This window comes from Paenibacillus brasilensis (genome assembly GCF_009363115.1).
Lineage (GTDB): Bacteria > Bacillota > Bacilli > Paenibacillales > Paenibacillaceae > Paenibacillus > Paenibacillus brasilensis.
This window is the reverse complement of record NZ_CP045298.1, coordinates 2,470,001-2,487,438: the sequence shown is the minus strand read 5'-3', so window position 1 is coordinate 2,487,438 and position 17,438 is coordinate 2,470,001. Positions and strand designations below refer to the sequence as shown.

The 17,438-nt window shown below is 49.9% G+C and carries 16 protein-coding genes, 8 tRNA genes and 1 rRNA gene (1 of these 25 cut by a window edge); all 25 read right to left on the bottom strand.

Going from position 1 to position 17,438, the window contains the following annotated elements:
• Positions 1-113: 113 nt before the first annotated feature.
• Entirely contained in the window at positions 114-938 is an 825-nt protein-coding gene (gene hisJ, locus GCU48_RS11695; RefSeq protein ID WP_152380105.1) for a histidinol-phosphatase HisJ, read from the bottom strand.
• 35 nt (positions 939-973) lie between these two features.
• A complete protein-coding gene (gene hisIE, locus GCU48_RS11690; protein ID WP_152380104.1) occupies positions 974-1,711 on the bottom strand; it encodes a bifunctional phosphoribosyl-AMP cyclohydrolase/phosphoribosyl-ATP diphosphatase HisIE in 738 nt (245 codons plus the stop codon).
• Positions 1,708-2,466, bottom strand: a complete 759-nt coding sequence (hisF, locus tag GCU48_RS11685) for an imidazole glycerol phosphate synthase subunit HisF (RefSeq protein ID WP_025717827.1) — start codon at positions 2,464-2,466, stop codon at positions 1,708-1,710. Before hisF ends, hisIE begins: the two co-directional genes overlap by 4 nt.
• Before the next feature lie 11 nt (positions 2,467-2,477).
• On the bottom strand, positions 2,478-3,209 hold the full coding sequence (hisA, locus tag GCU48_RS11680) for a 1-(5-phosphoribosyl)-5-[(5-phosphoribosylamino)methylideneamino]imidazole-4-carboxamide isomerase (RefSeq protein ID WP_152380103.1): 732 nt from the start codon (positions 3,207-3,209) through the stop codon (positions 2,478-2,480).
• Between the two features lie 97 nt (positions 3,210-3,306).
• Entirely contained in the window at positions 3,307-3,936 is a 630-nt protein-coding gene (gene hisH, locus GCU48_RS11675; RefSeq protein WP_152380102.1) for an imidazole glycerol phosphate synthase subunit HisH, read from the bottom strand.
• Between the two features lie 3 nt (positions 3,937-3,939).
• Positions 3,940-4,548: an imidazoleglycerol-phosphate dehydratase HisB gene (gene hisB / locus GCU48_RS11670; protein ID WP_152380101.1), complete on the bottom strand. Its 609-nt coding sequence runs from the start codon at positions 4,546-4,548 to the stop codon at positions 3,940-3,942.
• A complete protein-coding gene (gene hisD / locus GCU48_RS11665) occupies positions 4,532-5,845 on the bottom strand; it encodes a histidinol dehydrogenase (RefSeq protein ID WP_152380100.1) in 1,314 nt (437 codons plus the stop codon). Before hisD ends, hisB begins: the two co-directional genes overlap by 17 nt.
• A gap of 71 nt (positions 5,846-5,916) precedes the next feature.
• Positions 5,917-6,561: an ATP phosphoribosyltransferase gene (gene hisG / locus GCU48_RS11660; RefSeq protein WP_152380099.1), complete on the bottom strand. Its 645-nt coding sequence runs from the start codon at positions 6,559-6,561 to the stop codon at positions 5,917-5,919.
• The gene (locus GCU48_RS11655; protein WP_152380098.1) at positions 6,558-7,763 is read right to left on the bottom strand and encodes an ATP phosphoribosyltransferase regulatory subunit; all 1,206 of its coding nucleotides are present in this window, start codon (positions 7,761-7,763) and stop codon (positions 6,558-6,560) included. The genes hisG and GCU48_RS11655 overlap by 4 nt, the downstream gene beginning before the upstream one ends.
• 229 nt (positions 7,764-7,992) lie before the next feature.
• Positions 7,993-9,147 carry an acyltransferase gene (locus tag GCU48_RS11650; RefSeq protein WP_152380097.1) on the bottom strand — a complete coding sequence of 385 codons (1,155 nt, stop codon included), beginning with the start codon at positions 9,145-9,147 and terminating at the stop codon, positions 7,993-7,995.
• A gap of 144 nt (positions 9,148-9,291) precedes the next feature.
• Entirely contained in the window at positions 9,292-9,786 is a 495-nt protein-coding gene (locus tag GCU48_RS11645; protein WP_025721612.1) for an acyltransferase, read from the bottom strand.
• Positions 9,783-10,436, bottom strand: coding sequence for a pyrophosphatase PpaX (ppaX, locus tag GCU48_RS11640; RefSeq protein ID WP_152380096.1), 654 nt, complete (start codon positions 10,434-10,436; stop codon positions 9,783-9,785). The genes GCU48_RS11645 and ppaX overlap by 4 nt, the downstream gene beginning before the upstream one ends.
• Positions 10,433-11,488 carry a prolipoprotein diacylglyceryl transferase gene (gene lgt / locus GCU48_RS11635; protein ID WP_025721610.1) on the bottom strand — a complete coding sequence of 352 codons (1,056 nt, stop codon included), beginning with the start codon at positions 11,486-11,488 and terminating at the stop codon, positions 10,433-10,435. Before lgt ends, ppaX begins: the two co-directional genes overlap by 4 nt.
• Positions 11,489-11,531: 43 nt before the next feature.
• Complete coding sequence (gene hprK / locus GCU48_RS11630; RefSeq protein ID WP_152380095.1) at positions 11,532-12,470, bottom strand: HPr(Ser) kinase/phosphatase; 939 nt, start codon at positions 12,468-12,470, stop codon at positions 11,532-11,534.
• A 339-nt stretch (positions 12,471-12,809) separates the two neighbouring features.
• Positions 12,810-13,934 carry an ABC transporter ATP-binding protein gene (locus tag GCU48_RS11625; RefSeq protein WP_025721607.1) on the bottom strand — a complete coding sequence of 375 codons (1,125 nt, stop codon included), beginning with the start codon at positions 13,932-13,934 and terminating at the stop codon, positions 12,810-12,812.
• A gap of 103 nt (positions 13,935-14,037) precedes the next feature.
• Positions 14,038-15,180 (bottom strand): PucR family transcriptional regulator, encoded by a 1,143-nt coding sequence (locus GCU48_RS11620; RefSeq protein ID WP_152380094.1) that lies wholly within the window; start codon positions 15,178-15,180, stop codon positions 14,038-14,040.
• A 148-nt stretch (positions 15,181-15,328) separates the two neighbouring features.
• Positions 15,329-15,401: transfer RNA gene (locus GCU48_RS11615), tRNA-Lys, on the bottom strand.
• Positions 15,402-15,409: 8 nt separating this feature from the next.
• Positions 15,410-15,495: transfer RNA gene (locus tag GCU48_RS11610), tRNA-Tyr, on the bottom strand.
• 9 nt (positions 15,496-15,504) lie between these two features.
• Positions 15,505-15,577: transfer RNA gene (locus tag GCU48_RS11605), tRNA-Phe, on the bottom strand.
• Positions 15,578-15,653: 76 nt separating this feature from the next.
• Positions 15,654-15,730: transfer RNA gene (locus tag GCU48_RS11600), tRNA-Asp, on the bottom strand.
• A 16-nt stretch (positions 15,731-15,746) separates the two neighbouring features.
• Positions 15,747-15,822: transfer RNA gene (locus tag GCU48_RS11595), tRNA-Thr, on the bottom strand.
• Between the two features lie 4 nt (positions 15,823-15,826).
• A tRNA-Val gene (locus tag GCU48_RS11590) sits at positions 15,827-15,902 on the bottom strand.
• A 10-nt stretch (positions 15,903-15,912) separates the two neighbouring features.
• Positions 15,913-15,989, bottom strand: a tRNA-Met gene (locus tag GCU48_RS11585).
• 30 nt (positions 15,990-16,019) lie between these two features.
• Positions 16,020-16,111: transfer RNA gene (locus GCU48_RS11580), tRNA-Ser, on the bottom strand.
• A gap of 123 nt (positions 16,112-16,234) precedes the next feature.
• Positions 16,235-17,438: ribosomal RNA gene (locus GCU48_RS11575) — 23S ribosomal RNA — on the bottom strand; it runs 1,724 nt beyond the window's last position.

Here is a 17,438-nt window from a genome sequence, read left to right as displayed (position 1 = left end):
CACACTGATAGATACATATAAGAGGATATGCCAATAGCCGAACGCGTTTTCCTCTTTAAAAGGCACGTTCGGCTAGTCAATGGATATATATTTGGACCCAATAAATATGGATATTAAAGCGTAAGCGATACTAGCGTACGCTCGCGATGCTGAAATACCGCAAGCTCGCGATAGCCGACCTCATATAGAAGAGCACGCGCCTTCTCCAAATGCTCGGACAGCTTCGCCGGATCATGGGCATCCGAGCCGACGGTCAGCGGGATGCCTAGCGATAATGCCTCCTCCAGCATGCGGCGGCTTGGGAACATCTCCGCACAGGGCTTGGATAGCCCTGATGCATTCAGTTCCATTGCCCGCCCGCTGTGGGCCACGGCTGAGAGTGCAGAGCGCTCCAGCTCACGTAGCTCCTCCTCTTCCTCCGGCTTCGGATGATGGCCGAAGCGCTTTATGACATCCAAATGACCCATGATGTCATATAAGCCGGTAGCTGCCGCCTTGGAAACCGCATCGTAATACGTACGGTATACCTCCAGCACGTTTTTGCCTTCCCAATGATGTACCTGACGGAAGTCCGTGACATCCCATTCACCGAGAAAGTGAACGGAACCAATCACATAATCCCACGGATACGCGCTAATAATATCTTCGATTTCCCGTTCCCAGCCCTCAATGTAGTCACCTTCCAGGCCGACACGTATATCAATCTGCCCTTTATAGCGGTCCTTCAGTTCCAGACACTCTTCCACATATCGGGGCAGCTCCTCCATAGGCATTGCCATTTCCGGGTAATAGTCGGCTGGTTTTACATGCAGTAAGGGCATGTGATCTGATAAGCCAAGCTGATCCAGTCCCAATCGAATCCCCTGCTGCACATACTCTTCCAGACTTCCTATCGCGTGACCGCAACGGGCATGATGCGTATGATAGTCAATTTTCATGCAGCCCTCGCCCCTTTCTGCACTAAAACACCCATTTAATCTCGACGAGGACGCTCATGGCGACGATTCAGCTCAGACAGCACATCATCCAGCGGTAGCTTCCGCTCCTGCAACAGCACCAACAGATGATAAACCAAATCGCTGACCTCCAGACGCAGCTCCTCATTATCTTTATTTTTGGCAGCAATGATCGTCTCGGACGCTTCTTCGCCAACCTTTTTCAGGATTTTGTCTACTCCTTTATCAAAGAGATAGGTCGTGTAAGCTCCTTCAGGGCGTGTCTCTTCACGTTCCTTAATGATCGCCTCCAGCTGGGCGAGCACCTCAAAGCGGTCTGCTGTAGCCCTTACAGTGCCGTCCGTTTGGGTAGCCGACGCCTGAACTGCATGCCCGGCAGCAGATGCTACAGCCGTTCCCGGCGCAGAAATCTCGCGGGAGAAACAGCTCGTTGCTCCTGTATGACAGGCAGGACCGTTGGGAATGACACGTACAAGCAGAGCATCACCGTCACAATCCAGCTGGATGGAGGAGATTTTTTGCGTATTCCCGGAGGTTGCCCCCTTGTGCCACAGCTCCTGTCTGGAACGAGACCAAAACCAGGTCTCTCCCGATTCCAGAGACAGCTTCAGCGACTCGCGGTTCATGTAGGCCAAGGTCAGCACCTGAAGCGTAGCAACATCCTGGACAATGGCTGAGACAAGCCCCGCTTCATTCCAGCGGATATTTTCCAATATCTGCTCCAGAGATAGCTGCTGGTTTAATTCGTTGCTCATCGTATCTCCACTCCTCTGCGCTTTAAATCCCGTTTTAGCTCAGGGATTCCTATTTCTTTATAATGAAAAATCGTTGCCGCCAATCCAGCATCCGCCTTGCCCGTCGTAAACACGTCATAAAAATGCTCCTGCTTGCCAGCTCCACCGGACGCAATGACCGGAATCCCCACCGTATCCGACACCGCAGCCGTGAGTGGCAGGTCAAATCCATCCTTGGTTCCGTCCGCATTCATGCTGGTCAGCAGAATTTCTCCAGCCCCCAGCTGTTCAGCCTCCTTGGCCCAGGCCAAGGCACGGATACCGGATGGTGTGCGGCCTCCGTGCGTATATACTTCCCACTCGCCCCACGCCTCATTGTACTTGGCATCAATCGCAACAACGATGCATTGTGAACCAAAGCTGCGTGCACCCTCCGCAATCAGCTGAGGGTTACGCACAGCCGCCGTATTCACGCCAATTTTATCGGCCCCGGCACGCAAAATGCGTTTCATATCATCGACATGGGAAATCCCGCCGCCGACCGTGAAGGGAATAGCGATCTCCCCGGCTGTCTGGCGAACGACCGCCTCCATAGTGGCACGACCTTCAACCGATGCGGAAATATCCAGAAATACAATCTCATCTGCACCTTCCCGGTCATACAGCGCCGCCAGCTCCACCGGATCGCCAGCATCGCGCAGATTCACAAAATTGACGCCCTTGACCACCCTGCCATCCTTTACATCCAGACAGGGAATAATACGTTTAGCCAGCATGTTTACTCCCCCTATGCCTTCGCTACAGCTTGTACGGCGACCTGCAAGTCAATGCTTCCCGTATACAATGCCTTACCCACAATGGCACCGCCTACACCTGCTTGTGCATACGTGCTCAGTGTGATCAGGTCATCCATCTGACTGACACCCCCGGAAGCAATTACGGTACGTCCACTGCTTTTTGCAAGCGCTACGATCGCCTCCACATTCGGTCCCTGCATCATTCCATCGCGTGAAATGTCTGTAAAGATGAACGTCTGCGCCCCCTTGGCGGCCAGCTCAGCGGCCAGTTCATCCGCGCGTACCTCCGAGGTCTCGAGCCACCCGCGCGTAGCTACATAGCCATTTCGCGCATCCAGACCGATAGCGATCCGATCACCGTAGGCAGAGAGCACTGCTTCGGTAAAGGCGCGGTCCTCAATTGCCGCCGTGCCCAAAATCACGCGGCTCACGCCCAATGACAACAGTCGCTCCACATGCTCGCGTGTACGCAAGCCGCCACCCACCTGTACAGGCACCTGCACTGCAGAAGCGATACGCCCGATTAATTCATCGTTCACCGGTTGGCCTGCTTTAGCACCGTCCAGATCAACCAGATGAATGTAAGAGCCGCCCTTGCGCTCCCATTCCCGGGCTACCTCCACCGGGTTTTCGTTGTATATCGTCTCCTGGTTGTAATCCCCCTGTACCAACCGTACACATTTGCCATCGCGAATATCAATCGCCGGATATATCGTGAACAAAGTATGACCCCCTTGTGAGCTATTCAACATTTATAGGCCTTCACATCCATCAACGCCCAAAGCTGGCCGTACCACACTCCCGCGCACTGATGCATAATTACGCTCGCTTTGCCGCCTCCGCCAGCTCCAAAAACTGACGCAGCAGCCGCATGCCCATTTCTCCGCTCTTCTCGGGATGGAACTGCATGCCATATACATGGCCTCTGCCAACGATAGCTGTTACAGGCCCGCCGTAGTCGGTCACTGCCAGCAGGTCACTTTCAACCTCCGGCTTCGCATGATAGGAATGCACGAAATACACATGTCCTTCCTCCAGCCCTTGGAGCAACGGATGGCCCGGCTGTGTCATACGCAGACGATTCCAGCCCATATGCGGCACCTTGACGCCCCTATCGGGAGCAAAGCGGACGACCTCGCCCGGTAAAATATTAAGCCCTTCATGACTGCCATATTCTTCACCACGAGTGAACAACAGCTGCATACCCAAGCAAACACCGAGCAGCGGTTGTCCAGCGCTCGCCACCTCCTGGATAATCCGATCCAATCCACTGGAACGCAAATGCTCCATCGCATCTCCGAATGCCCCTACACCCGGCAAAATCACACCGCTGGAGGAACAAATCACCTGGGCATCTCCTGTGACTACAGCCTCATATCCAAGACGCTCAACCGCCTTGCTCACACTATGCAGATTGCCTCTGCCGTAATCCACAATAGCAATGGACATGGACTATAGCACTCCCTTCGTTGAAGGCACTCCCGTTACCCGTGGATCAATGGAGGTCGCCTCGTCCAGCGCTCGTCCCAGTGCTTTGAACACCGCCTCGATCATATGATGGGTATTTTGCCCGTAGTGAACGATAACGTGCAGCGTCATACGGGCCTCTAATGCAAACTTCCACAGAAACTCATGCACCAGCTCCGTCGAAAAGCTCCCTACCTGCTGTGACGGATACTCCGCACGATACTCAAAATGAGGTCGGTTACTGAGATCAATGATGACCTGCGCGAGCGCCTCATCCATCGGTACAAAGACGCTGGCATAGCGCTTGATTCCTTTTTTATCACCCAGTGCTTCCAGCAAGGTTTGCCCCAGACAGATACCAATGTCCTCCACAGTATGGTGATCGTCGATGTCAACATCCCCTCTGGCCTGCACACTCAGGTCAAAGTGTCCGTGCTTCGTGAACAAATCCAGCATGTGATTTAGAAAAGGAACATCCGTTTCGATCTCGGCCTGTCCTGTCCCATCTACCGCAAAAGACAGCTGAATATCCGTTTCGTTCGTCTTCCGGCTGACGCTCCCTGTGCGTCCTGCTTCGTTATTTTCGTTCCCCATCGCCATCCACCGCCTTCTTTTCATTGTCCAATCGAACCTGTATCGCCCGTGCGTGGCCCTCCAGCCCTTCATGCCGGGCAAGCTGCATAATCGTCTCTCCATTACGCAGCAGCGCTTCCTTGCTGTAATAGATCATGCTCGACTTCTTGATAAAATCATCAATATCCACCGGCGAAGAAAACCGCGCGGTTCCATTCGTCGGAATAATGTGGTTGGGCCCGGCAAAATAATCGCCTACCGGCTCCGAGCTGTACGCTCCCAGGAAAATAGCTCCCGCATTTTCAATCAGACCCACATGCTCCATTGGCTGCTCTGTCATGATCTCCAGATGCTCCGGTGCAAGCCGATTGACAATACTGATGCCCTCTTCCAGAGTGTCGACGACAATGATGGCCCCGTAGGACTCTACCGATGCAGAGGCAATATCTCTGCGGGGCAGATCGGCCAATTGGCGCTGTACCTCAGCAGATACCTCTTCCGCCAAGCGCTGCGAGGGTGTAACCAGAATGGCCGAGGCCATTTCGTCATGCTCAGCTTGCGACAGCAGATCTGCTGCAACGTAAGCAGCATTCGCCGTATGATCAGCCAGCACGACAATTTCACTCGGTCCAGCAATACTGTCGATATCCACCGCACCGTACACCTCACGCTTTGCCAGCGCTACATAAATGTTGCCGGGACCGCAAATTTTATCGACTGGTTTAATGCGATGTGTTCCGTATGCGAGAGCGGCAATCGCCTGTGCTCCGCCCACCCGGTATATTTCCGTCACACCAGCCTCTGCCGCAGCTACCAGTGTATATGGATCAATACCCGCCTTGCCGCCTGTTGCCGGGGGTGTCACCATGACAATCTCCGGTACACCCGCCACCTGAGCAGGAATGACATTCATCAGCACCGAGGATGGATAGGCCGCCTTACCGCCCGGAACATACACGCCTACACGCTGCAACGGTCGGATAATCTGGCCGAGCAGGCTGCCGTCCGGCTGCCAATCCATCCACGAATTTCGTTTTTGCTTCATGTGAAAAGCACGGATATTTTCCGCCGCCTCTTGAATCGCCTGTATAAAAGAAGGCTCCACCTTGTCATATGCCGACTTCAATTCTTCATCTGTCACACGAAGCTGCTCCGCTGTCAGCGATACTCCATCAAACGATTCCGTATACCGCAGGACAGCCGCATCTCCCTCCTGCCGTACTGATCGGATAATGGCACGAGCAGCCTCATTTTGCTCTGGTGTACCGTAATCCACCTCACGCTGAAGACTGAAATCACGGGCTGATACGATCTTCATTTGTCCACTCCCCCTCACTTGCAGCTTGCTTTGCAAAAAGCTATTTCAACCATTGGCCTCATTCCATTAGATTAGTCCCGCGGTGCCACCGCAGCTGGAATCACCTGATGCAATCGGTCACACAATGCCTGAATCGGGCCGTTTTTCATCCGATAGCTGACCCGGTTGGCAATCAGGCGACTGGTAATATCCAGAATGCTGACCTGCTCGACCAATCCGTTCTCCCGCAAGGTCTGCCCTGTCTCCACCATATCAACAATGCGGTCTGCCAGGCCGATTAACGGCGCCAACTCGATGGAACCGTTCAGCTTAATAACCTCCACCTGCTGGCCTTGCTCCCGAAAATACTGGGAAGCCACATTCGGATATTTGGTAGCGACCCGCTGGCGAATACCCGGCTGCCAATCCGGCAGAGCAATCACCGACATCCGGCAACGGGCGATTCCCAAATCCAACAGTTCGTACACATCCTTGCTTTCCTCCAGCAATACATCCTTGCCTACAATGCCAATGTCCGCAGCCCCATACTCCACATACGTAGGGACATCGACCGGCTTCGCCATGATGAACTCCATTCCCAGCTCAGGCAGCGGAATGACCAGCTTGCGCGTATCATCCACATCTAGGGGAATCGGTACACCCGCTCGGCGAAACAGCTCGGAAGCCTGCTTATAAATCCGTCCCTTCGGCATGGCTACCTTCAATGTTTCCGTCATGGCAATTCCCTCCCTTTTACCGGTCGCCTTTCTGCGGCTGTATAGCTGTATACCTCCGCATATAAGTCCTGCTGCTGGCGCCGCCCATCCTCTGGCCCTCCCGCCAAGCCTGTAACCACAATCCGGCCGGCTGTACGAAGCTGCGCTGCAGCCGATAACGCCTCTTGGCGTCCCTGTTCGTCATAAAGGATAAGCGCAGGCCGCTTCGTCTCAATCTCAATGCCGTCTACACCGTCGACGATCCGGTTCGTCTTCAGTGCAAATCCCGTCGCAGGTACAGACCGACCAAACTGCTGAAGCAGATTGTCATAGCGACCTCCGTTGCATACGGGAAATCCAATCTCCGCCGCATAGCCCTCAAAAGTCATTCCTGTATAATATGAAAAATCCCCGATCATGGTAAGGTCAATTAGCACATGCTCAGATACGCCATAAGCCTCCAGTACTTCCCACACCTCGCACAAATGTGCAATAGATTGAAGCGTCTGCTGCTCTACGCTAAGACGGGTAGCTTGTTCACAAATTTCTTTTCCACCACGCAGCCGAAGAATAGCCTCCAGCTTATCCCGATGTTCAGCAGCCAAGCCCAAAGCCTCAATCGCTGTGCGGTAGCCTACTACATCACGGCCCAGCAACAGCTCCTTTAGCGCCTCCTGTTCACCCTGGCGACCTGGAATGATTTCCTCGAACAGACTGTTCAGGAATCCCACATGTCCCATGGCAATTTTAAAAGAGGTGACTTCTGCGGCCTGTAACGATGCAATCGCCAAGGCTACAATTTCTGCATCAGCCTCCGCCGAATCATCGCCTACCAGTTCCACACCCGTTTGAAAGAATTCAGCTTCTCTTCCCGCCTCTTCCTCAATCGCCCGAAATACATTGGCGTGATAGGAAAGCCGAAGGGGCACTTCCTCTTCCTTCAATAGCGACGATACCACCCGTGCAATGGGGGCAGTCATATCAGACCGCAACACCAGCGTAGTCCCCCGGTTATTGAGCAGCTTAAACAGCTTCTGATCCGAGGTGGAGCTGGCTACACCCACTGTATCGTAGTACTCCATCGTAGGCGTCATAATCTGACGGTAGCCCCAACGCTCCATGCATTCGAGCACATTCAATTCAATCGCCCGCAGCTTCGACACTGCACGTGGGAGGTAATCCCGAACCCCTACAGGAATTTCAAACCCTTTTGGCTTAGACATCTCTATCACCTCATGATTTCACAATATCTTTATCATGGTAAAGTGCTAACAAACTAAAGTATATTCGATATATTATCATGCCCTGCTTGTCAACGTCAACCGAACGGAGCTGCCCATTTTTAAAGTTTTCATCCATACGCTACCCCGCTCTATATTGTATCCACTGCCGAATTCATGAATCCTAAAAAAAGACTGCCAGCCTCTCAGCCAACAGTCCATCTTAAAATATTTAGCCACTCACCTGTTCACCTTTAGTCCGTGAAGGAGGTAATTTCGGAATCGTGCCCAATCCGACCCAGGAAAACGGTAGATATCGGAAACATAACGTCACAATCAGCCATGAGCCAAACAGTGCCAACAACCATCCACCGGCAACGTAGAAAATATATTCTATCGGCGTTCCATGCAGATCCAGCTTGCGATACACTCGCAATAATGCCGGATGAAGTAAATAAATACCGAACGAACATGCACCCATCCAACTGATCCAGGCTCGCAGCCTCCCATTCACATGGCGATAGAATAAAACAGAAAACTGAAACAGCACTAGCGCAGATACGAGGGCATGTGCATTGCGGAGCAGTTCATAGACCAGTGAGTCTGCATAGATGGCTTTGCGATACGTTACAAACCATATCTGCACATAAGCTATGCCCACCAGTAACCAAGCCGTCCACAAGGCACACCAGCTCATCAACTGTCTGCGACTGATTGTTGTTCCTGGTAATGGAAAAAGCCACTTTTTGATCTCTTCATAGCCAATCGCTACAGCTGCACCCAGAGCAAAGTAACTGATATATGTAATCGCAAGACTTCCTCTTTCGACTCCCCAAACGTATTTGTTCAGTAATACAAACCCCCATTGAATGGCCAGACCTGCTGCCAAAATAACAAGGGCTGCTCTCCGTGGGCTTACTATCCACTGTCTTAAACGTCGTACTCCCCAGAGCAACAGCGGAAAGACCAAATAAAATTGGATAATGATGATTACATAATACAAATGCGTATATGCCTTTCCTGTTAACAGCACCAGAGGAAGATCACTGAGCGGCATTAGCCCGCGTGTCACCAGGGTCAAATAGTAGAGAAGTGAAAACAAAATATAAGGCAATACAATAAACATCAGCCTTTTCCGAAAAAACACAAGCATATTCTTACCCCGAAGCGGTCGATCCACATAATTGTAAAATAAAACAAATCCACTCACAAAGATAAACACCGGCACTGCAAAGCTACTGAACACATTTAAAAATAAAAAAGGATAAAATAATAGCGAATGACGAGCATCAATCAAAGCCATTGAAGTCGCATGAATAGTAACAACGGCTGCAATCAATATTCCCCGATAAATATCAAGCTCCGGTATACGTTCCTTTTTGACCAAATCAACACGCTCCCATATCGCCTTGTAAATATATTTATTTTCTATATTTAAACATAACCAACATCCATTCCTCTACTTATTATACAAAAAACAGTGCAAAAAGACCCCTTAATCCATAAAGGGGCCTTTCTTGTGTGCTATTTACTATACCTCCACATCGGGTCGTCCTAAATCACGCAATGGATTACCGCCTACGAACGCTCCAGCAGGCACGTCTTTATGCACCACCGCTCCAGCGGCCACGATTGCTCCATCACCGATGGTGACCCCTGGCAAAATGGTCGTGTTTGCACCAATCAACACATGATCGCCAATCACCACTTTACCGATACGATACTCCTGTATAAGGTATTCATGGGCCAGGATAGTCGTGTTATATCCGATAACCGAATTGTTTCCTATCGTAATATGCTCTGGAAAAAAAACATCTACCATGACCATCAAGCCGAAGGCCGAATGTTGGCCCACTTTCATACCCAGCATTTTACGGTAAATGACGTTTTTCAGAGAAAGCATAGGACAATACCGGGCAACCTGTATAAAAATAAAATTTTTAACGCCTTTCCAAGGGCTCACCGTTCGATAAATCTGCCACAACGCGTTAGGACCTTCTACAGGATAGCGTTTCACCTTTCTCACGATACATTGACACCTTGAAGCTCAAGCTTTAGCAAGTCGCGCATATCATGCAACATGTAATCTGGTCCATACCCACGCAGAGTCTCCTCACCCTTGAGCGACCAGGCAACACCCGCAGATTTCACACCTGCCGCCTTAGCTGACAAAATATCAAAGGAACTGTCTCCGACCATCAACGTATGCTCTGCTTCAGCGTTCAAGCCAGCCAATGCCTTGAGCACTGGCTCTGCATGTGGCTTCGGATGCTCCACATCGTCTACCGTCACAATATAGTCCATAGAGGAGGTCATATTAAAAAGATCAAGTACACGCATCGTGGATGGTCGTATTTTGGTTGTCACGACCCCTAGCTTAATTCCCCGTGCACGCAGTTCCTGAATAACCTCAATCACATACGGAAATGGCTTCACCATTTGATCATGATGAATATGATTATAAGCACGGTAGGCTTTAACCAGCTCAGACACATCCGTTAATCCTGAAAAAGTACGGAGCTGATCATCCAGCGTTCCACCCATATGTGGAATAATATGCTCCCGAGTTAGCGGATCAGCATCTGGATGATTCATAATGTGCAAAAACGTGCTGATAATCAGTTCATTCGTATCCATGATGGTGCCATCCAAATCAAACAAAATCGTGTTTATCATAGATGCTCCTTCTTATCCTCGTCCGTTTCCTCCTTGGGAAGCTTATCTGCTGTAGCAGTCGGAGGAACCGTATCTTGTCCTGGGCGGGATGCTTGCTCTGGCGTCACGTCAGGTACCTGATCAATCCCCGTCTTGCTGGAGACAATCGGGTCGCTATAACTTGCAACGGATGAGCCCTTCCGGCGACGAACCAGGATAAAAATCACGGCAGCTACAATGATGAAGATAGCAAGCAGCTGTGAAATCCGTACATTACCATAGTTCGGGTCCAAGTACCCTGGTTCAAACCCTAGCCACACCATAGGGGACCAGAGTGCATTCAAAAAAGAAGCCATCCAGTCCGGCCCCTGAAAGGCCAAGCTGTCCGTCCGCACACGCTCGATGAAGAAGCGACCGATAGAGTACCAAATGAAGTAGAATGCAAACATTTCGCCCGCACGTACAAATTTCATGCGGCGAATCACAAGCAACAAAATCACACCTACGATACTCCACAGCGATTCGTACAGGAACGTAGGGTGGTGGAATACTCCGTTAACGTTCATCTGATTCACAATGAAATCCGGCAAATGCAGTTGATTCCGCAAAAAGGTTTCTTCTGTCGGTCCACCATAGGCTTCCTGATTGACAAAGTTACCCCAGCGTCCAATCGCTTGGCCAATCAGTAGCCCCGGCGCACAAATATCAGCGATACGCCAGAAGTTATACCCTTTATAGCGAAAATAAATGACAGCACAGATAATCGCGCCAATCAACGCGCCGTAGATCGCAATACCGCCATTCCAAATTTTGAAAACATCCCATAGATTATCTTTATAGTCTTCCCACTTGAAGGCCACATAATAAATACGCGCTCCAATAATAGCCGATGGTACCCCCAACAACAGCATATCCATAAAAAAATCTTGCGGAATACCAAATTTTTTTCCTTCACGGATGGCGAGATATAAACCCACAAGCGCCGCCAGCCCCAAAATTAGCCCATACCAGTGGACCTTAATTGCCCCGATTGAAAAAGCAATCGGATTCAGCAATAATGTTGCCGTTGACATATGTTTCTCTCACTCCTTCTTCTTCCTTGCAAGCAACTGAACCTTAATCCATATCTTCCATATCTTCGGAGATCGTAGCCGTCAGCTTGTTCGTAAATTGCAGAGCTGCATTAACGCCCATTTGCTTCAAACGATAGTTCATCGCTGCCACCTCGATAATAACAGCCAAATTTCGGCCCGGACGAACCGGAATCGTAACAAGTGGAACCTCCGTATCAATAATACGTGTCGTTTCTTCATCTAGGCCAAGACGGTCATACTGCTTATCCTGCTGCCATGCCTCCAGACGGACAACCAATGTAATCCGCTTATTATTACGAACAGCACCAGCACCAAACAGCGTCATCACATTAATAATGCCCACGCCTCGAATTTCTAGGAGGTGACGAATCAGCTCAGGTGCAGTACCATGCAGCTGAAAGTCAGACGTCTGCCGAATTTCCACCGCATCATCCGCTACCAAACGGTGTCCACGTTTAACCAGCTCCAACGCGGTTTCACTTTTACCAATTCCGCTACTGCCTGTGATGAGCATACCTACGCCATAGACATCACATAGCACACCATGAATAGTCGCCGTAGGAGCCAGCTTTCTTTCGAGAAAGCCCGTAATGCGGCTTGATAAAATCGTCGTCGCCATATTGGTCCGCAGTACAGGAACGTCTCGCTCGGCGCTCGCCTTCACTAATTCAGCGGGTACCTCCAGACCACGAGTAACAATAATACATGGAGTCAGCTCTGTACACAGGCGCTCCATCCGATCCTTTCTCTCCTCAGGAGGCAGCATACCCAGGAAAGCCAACTCAGACCTTCCCAAAAGCTGCACCCGCTCCTGTGCATGGTATTCAAAATACCCGGCCATCTCCAAACCCGGACGATTCAAATCGTCAACTGTGATCAGTCTGCGCAGACCCTTTTCACCGGAAATAACCTCCATTTGAAACTGCTGTACAAGCTCGGATACCTTTACCTGTTTAGCCATCGTATTCTCCCCTTCATCTGCAAAACCGGATTCTATACGTTATTTGATTTATGTAGCTTTACCCTATCAACCATACAGCCCAACGCTAGTCTATTCTGCACCAGCCCAAGCCTCACTGTATTTAATCATATGATTTCAGGCTATCTCTGTTCCGACAGTTGGATTGATCACATTTATGACCCAGCTACAAAGCTTGCCTGAACCCAGACCTGTACCATTGTACCCATCGTATCGGAATTTTCCAATGAATGCAATGCCGAAGCTGCAGCTGTAGGACATATACAAAAAAAGCCGCCATCTCCCGATTGGGAAAACGGCGACTCCTTCAACAGGCTGGTCTTATTCACCAACCAAAATGCTCAATTCCGATCCTTTATCGAAAATATGAACCTTGTTCATATCGACAGCCAACTTCGCTTTGACACCATCACGAGTATTGGAACGTCCATCTACACGGGCAATAATCGTATCATTTCCGGCACCACTCAGGTACAACAGCATTTCATGACCGAGATTTTCCGTTACATCCACAGTGGATGTAAAGATCGTATTCGGAGAAGCCTCCAGGAATACAGGCTCTTCATGAATATCCTCAGGACGGATGCCCAAGATTACTTCTTTACCGATATAACCCTTCGCTTTTAAAATCTGCCCCTTACCTTCAGGTACGAACAGATCCAGACCTGGTGCAGTGAAATGCAAGGCACCTTCTTTTTCAACCAGCTGACCTGTGATAAAGTTCATCGTCGGAGAGCCGATAAAACCAGCCACGAACAGATTCACTGGACGGTTGTACAGTTCATCCGGTGATGCAGCTTGTTGGATAATACCATCCTTCATAACTACGATCCGATCACCCATTGTCATGGCTTCGACCTGGTCATGCGTTACGTAGATAACGGTTGTTTCCAGGCGCTTAGCCAGCTTCGTGATTTCAGCACGCATCTGACCACGGAGCTTGGCATCCAAGTTGGACAGCGGTTCATCCATCAAGAAGACTTGCGGGTCACGTACAATCGCACGTCCCAAGGCAACACGCTGACGCTGACCACCGGACAGCGCTTTCGGCTTGCGATCCAGCAGATGCTCAATATCAAGAATTTTAGCCGCTTCACGTACACGTTTGTCAATTTCTTCTTTCTTCACCTTACGAAGCTTCAGACCAAAAGCCATGTTTTGGTACACGTTCATATGCGGATACAAGGCATAGGATTGGAAAACCATCGCGATATCGCGATCCTTTGGAGCCACGTCGTTCACAACACGATCTCCAATGTACAATTTACCGTCCGAGATTTCCTCCAGACCAGCGATCATACGGAGTGTAGTAGATTTACCACAGCCGGAAGGACCAACCAATACGAGAAATTCTTTATCTTGAATGTCCAAATTGACATCAACAACCGTAGCTTTTTCTGCACCCGGATATTTCTTGAAAATATGCTCTAAACGTACACCAGCCATAGCTTTTGCCTCCCCAAGATCAAGTTTTGAAATCGAATACATTTTCTACTTGTATCTTACCCTAGTACCCAAAGCATGGCTATTCGCAAACTGCACAAAAATGCTATTTCCTTTTTGTCACTTTGTACAATAGTAGATATAGCTTGACCAAAACTGCGTCATTAAACGTCCGTACATCCAACCCCGTCTCCTGTTTAATTTTGTCCAGACGATAAATCAGCGTATTCCGGTGTACATACAAACGCTTAGCTGTCTCACTTACATTACAGTCCAGTTGAAAAAAGATATCTAATGTAGCCACCGTTTCTGAGTCTTTCAATATGACAGATGACTTCATTAACTGCTCTAAAAATAGTATCCGTTGTTCCTTGGGAATACGGTTTAACAGCCTTTCCAAATGAAGTTCCCATGAAAAGTGAATGTGCTCTGTTACGCGAAAAATTTTCCCAAGGTGGATCGTCTCCCATAGCATATTCAGCTCCTTGGGAAGATTCCGTGAAGGTATAAACGGCTTGGATACCGCCAAATGGAATACACCTACCCACTCATTCGCGATAAGCTCGTATAAGCCCAGACTAAAAGCCGTAAGGACCTCCTCCAGCGATTCCATAAAATCTGCATCCTTGGTTTCTGTGTCTTTATCCCGTTCGTCGTCAGCTCCCAACAGAAGCTCTTTTTTAGCCATAATCAACCAAGATTGCTTATCAAGTGGAACAAGCAGCAGCTCTCCGCCAAAATAACTGACTAACAGTCGATGCAGCTGCGGGAAGGCAATCCCCCCCTCCTGTGTTCCCTCACCATGGAGTAAAATCGGAACCATGCAGGCCGAGAGCGAATCATGAAGCTGCAATTCATCAGGAGCCTCCTCTTCATTGTGCAGATTAGCAGCCTGCTGTATGAGCCATTGTCCAAAACGATTCATTCGCTCTTCTTCGCTATAAATCGGATTCATCGCCAATTGTGTCCCATTCTGCCAAACCTGCTCCATGTTCCCCAACAGCGCCTCTACCAACTGTCGTTCCCGGTCGGTCAAGTGTCTGGCCTCTACCATAAAGGCAGCCAGTTCACCTACCGATGCACGAAACGGGAAGTATAACTTGCTATCACGTATAAACGATCTATCCGGCATAACTGAATCTGCTGTCTGACCTTCCGCCATCATTTCTGCACACCAGGGCACTATGGTAAAAGGCGCTTGAATAATATTCTGAAGCTGTTGCTGAATCCATTCCGTATTCAGAGTCACGCGATCACCACTTCACTTTTTTTGATATGCACAAAGCGAACATAATGAAATCATTATAACCTGTCGATACCGTAAAATAAAAAAGTGATTAAAAACATAACCTAAACAACACAAAAAAAGCCATCAACCTATAGTTGATGACTTTCGATGAGCCATGAAGGACTCGAACCTTCGACACCCTGATTAAAAGTCAGGTGCTCTACCAACTGAGCTAATGGCTCATAAAAACTGGTGGAGGATGATGGATTCGAACCACCGAACCCGTAAGGGAGCAGATTTACAGTCTGATGCGTTTGGCCACTTCGCTAATCCTCCATATAAAGGTGGCTCGGGACGGAATCGAACCGCCGACACGAGGATTTTCAGTCCTCTGCTCTACCGACTGAGCTACCGAGCCATATCCATTAACAAAAATAAAGTGCGGAGGGATTCCCCTTCCCACTTTAATACGGTAAACTATAAAATTTGAAAAATGGCGGAACTGACGGGATTCGAACCCGCGATCTCCTGCGTGACAGGCAGGCATGTTAGGCCTCTACACCACAGTTCCCTATATTTTTCATAAATGGTGCCGGCGAGAGGACTTGAACCCCCAACCTACTGATTACAAGTCAGTTGCTCTACCAGTTGAGCTACACCGGCACGGTGGTGGAGGCTGAGGGGATCGAACCCCCGACCCTCTGCTTGTAAGGCAGATGCTCTCCCAGCTGAGCTAAGCCTCCTGGGTATGTATGGTAGCGGCGGAGGGGATCGAACCCCCGACCTCACGGGTATGAACCGTACGCTCTAGCCAGCTGAGCTACACCGCCATAACATATATTTCGCAAGCTTGTCTTAAATGGCGGAGAGAGAGGGATTCGAACCCTCGCACCACTTTCGCAGTCTAACCCCTTAGCAGAGGGTCCCCTTATAGCCACTTGGGTATCTCTCCAAATAAATAGACACACTTAGCGATAGTCAAACTAGTTATTCTACATATTACACTGAATATCAAGCCTAATTCAAGGTGTTACACCCTGAAAACTGGATCCGAAACTTCATTGCGTTTTATCTTTAGGATAAGCCCTCGACCGATTAGTATTGGTCAGCTCCATGCATTACTGCACTTCCACCCCCAACCTATCTACCTCGTCGTCTTCAAGGGGTCTTACATACTGGGAAATCTCATCTTGAGGGGGGCTTCACGCTTAGATGCTTTCAGCGCTTATCCCTTCCGTACATAGCTACCCAGCGGTGCTCCTGGCGGAACAACTGGTACACCAGCGGTACGTCCATCCCGGTCCTCTCGTACTAAGGACAGCTCCTCTCAAATTTCCTACGCCCACGACAGATAGGGACCGAACTGTCTCACGACGTTCTGAACCCAGCTCGCGTACCGCTTTAATGGGCGAACAGCCCAACCCTTGGGACCTACTTCAGCCCCAGGATGCGATGAGCCGACATCGAGGTGCCAAACCTCCCCGTCGATGTGGACTCTTGGGGGAGATAAGCCTGTTATCCCCAGGGTAGCTTTTATCCGTTGAGCGATGGCCCTTCCATGCGGTACCACCGGATCACTAAGCCCGACTTTCGTCCCTGCTCGACTTGTAGGTCTCGCAGTCAAGCTCCCTTCTGCCTTTGCACTCTTCGAATGATTTCCAACCATTCTGAGGGAACCTTGGGGCGCCTCCGTTACTCTTTAGGAGGCGACCGCCCCAGTCAAACTGCCCACCTGACACTGTCCTCGTACCGGATCACGGTACCAAGTTAGAACCTAGATACGATCAGGGTGGTATCCCAAGGATGCCTCCCTTCAAGCTGGCGCTCAAAGTTCTACGGCTCCCACCTATCCTGTACAGATCGTACCCAAATTCAATATCAAGCTGCAGTAAAGCTCCATGGGGTCTTTCCGTCTTGTCGCGGGTAACCTGCATCTTCACAGGTATTAAAATTTCACCGGATCTCTCGTTGAGACAGCGCCCAAGTCGTTACGCCATTCGTGCGGGTCAGAATTTACCTGACAAGGAATTTCGCTACCTTAGGACCGTTATAGTTACGGCCGCCGTTTACTGGGGCTTCGGTTCATAGCTTCGCCCCGAAGGGCTTACCACTCCCCTTAACCTTCCAGCACCGGGCAGGCGTCAGCCCGTATACTTCGCCTTGCGGCTTCGCACAGACCTGTGTTTTTGCTAAACAGTCGCTTGGGCCTTTTCACTGCGGCCCCCTCGGGCTATTCACCCTACCGAGGCACCCCTTCTCCCGAAGTTACGGGGTCATTT

Coding starts and splice junctions, on each gene's coding strand:
- hisJ (WP_152380105.1), bottom strand. CDS start 938: ATGAAAATTGACTATCATACGCATCATGCCCGTTGCGGTCACGCGATA.
- hisIE (WP_152380104.1), bottom strand. CDS start 1,711: ATGAGCAACGAATTAAACCAGCAGCTATCTCTGGAGCAGATATTGGAA.
- hisF (WP_025717827.1), bottom strand. CDS start 2,466: ATGCTGGCTAAACGTATTATTCCCTGTCTGGATGTAAAGGATGGCAGG.
- hisH (WP_152380102.1), bottom strand. CDS start 3,936: ATGTCCATTGCTATTGTGGATTACGGCAGAGGCAATCTGCATAGTGTG.
- hisB (WP_152380101.1), bottom strand. CDS start 4,548: ATGGGGAACGAAAATAACGAAGCAGGACGCACAGGGAGCGTCAGCCGG.
- hisD (WP_152380100.1), bottom strand. CDS start 5,845: ATGAAGATCGTATCAGCCCGTGATTTCAGTCTTCAGCGTGAGGTGGAT.
- hisG (WP_152380099.1), bottom strand. CDS start 6,561: ATGACGGAAACATTGAAGGTAGCCATGCCGAAGGGACGGATTTATAAG.
- GCU48_RS11655 (WP_152380098.1), bottom strand. CDS start 7,763: ATGTCTAAGCCAAAAGGGTTTGAAATTCCTGTAGGGGTTCGGGATTAC.
- ppaX (WP_152380096.1), bottom strand. CDS start 10,436: ATGATAAACACGATTTTGTTTGATTTGGATGGCACCATCATGGATACG.
- lgt (WP_025721610.1), bottom strand. CDS start 11,488: ATGTCAACGGCAACATTATTGCTGAATCCGATTGCTTTTTCAATCGGG.
- hprK (WP_152380095.1), bottom strand. CDS start 12,470: ATGGCTAAACAGGTAAAGGTATCCGAGCTTGTACAGCAGTTTCAAATG.
- GCU48_RS11625 (WP_025721607.1), bottom strand. CDS start 13,934: ATGGCTGGTGTACGTTTAGAGCATATTTTCAAGAAATATCCGGGTGCA.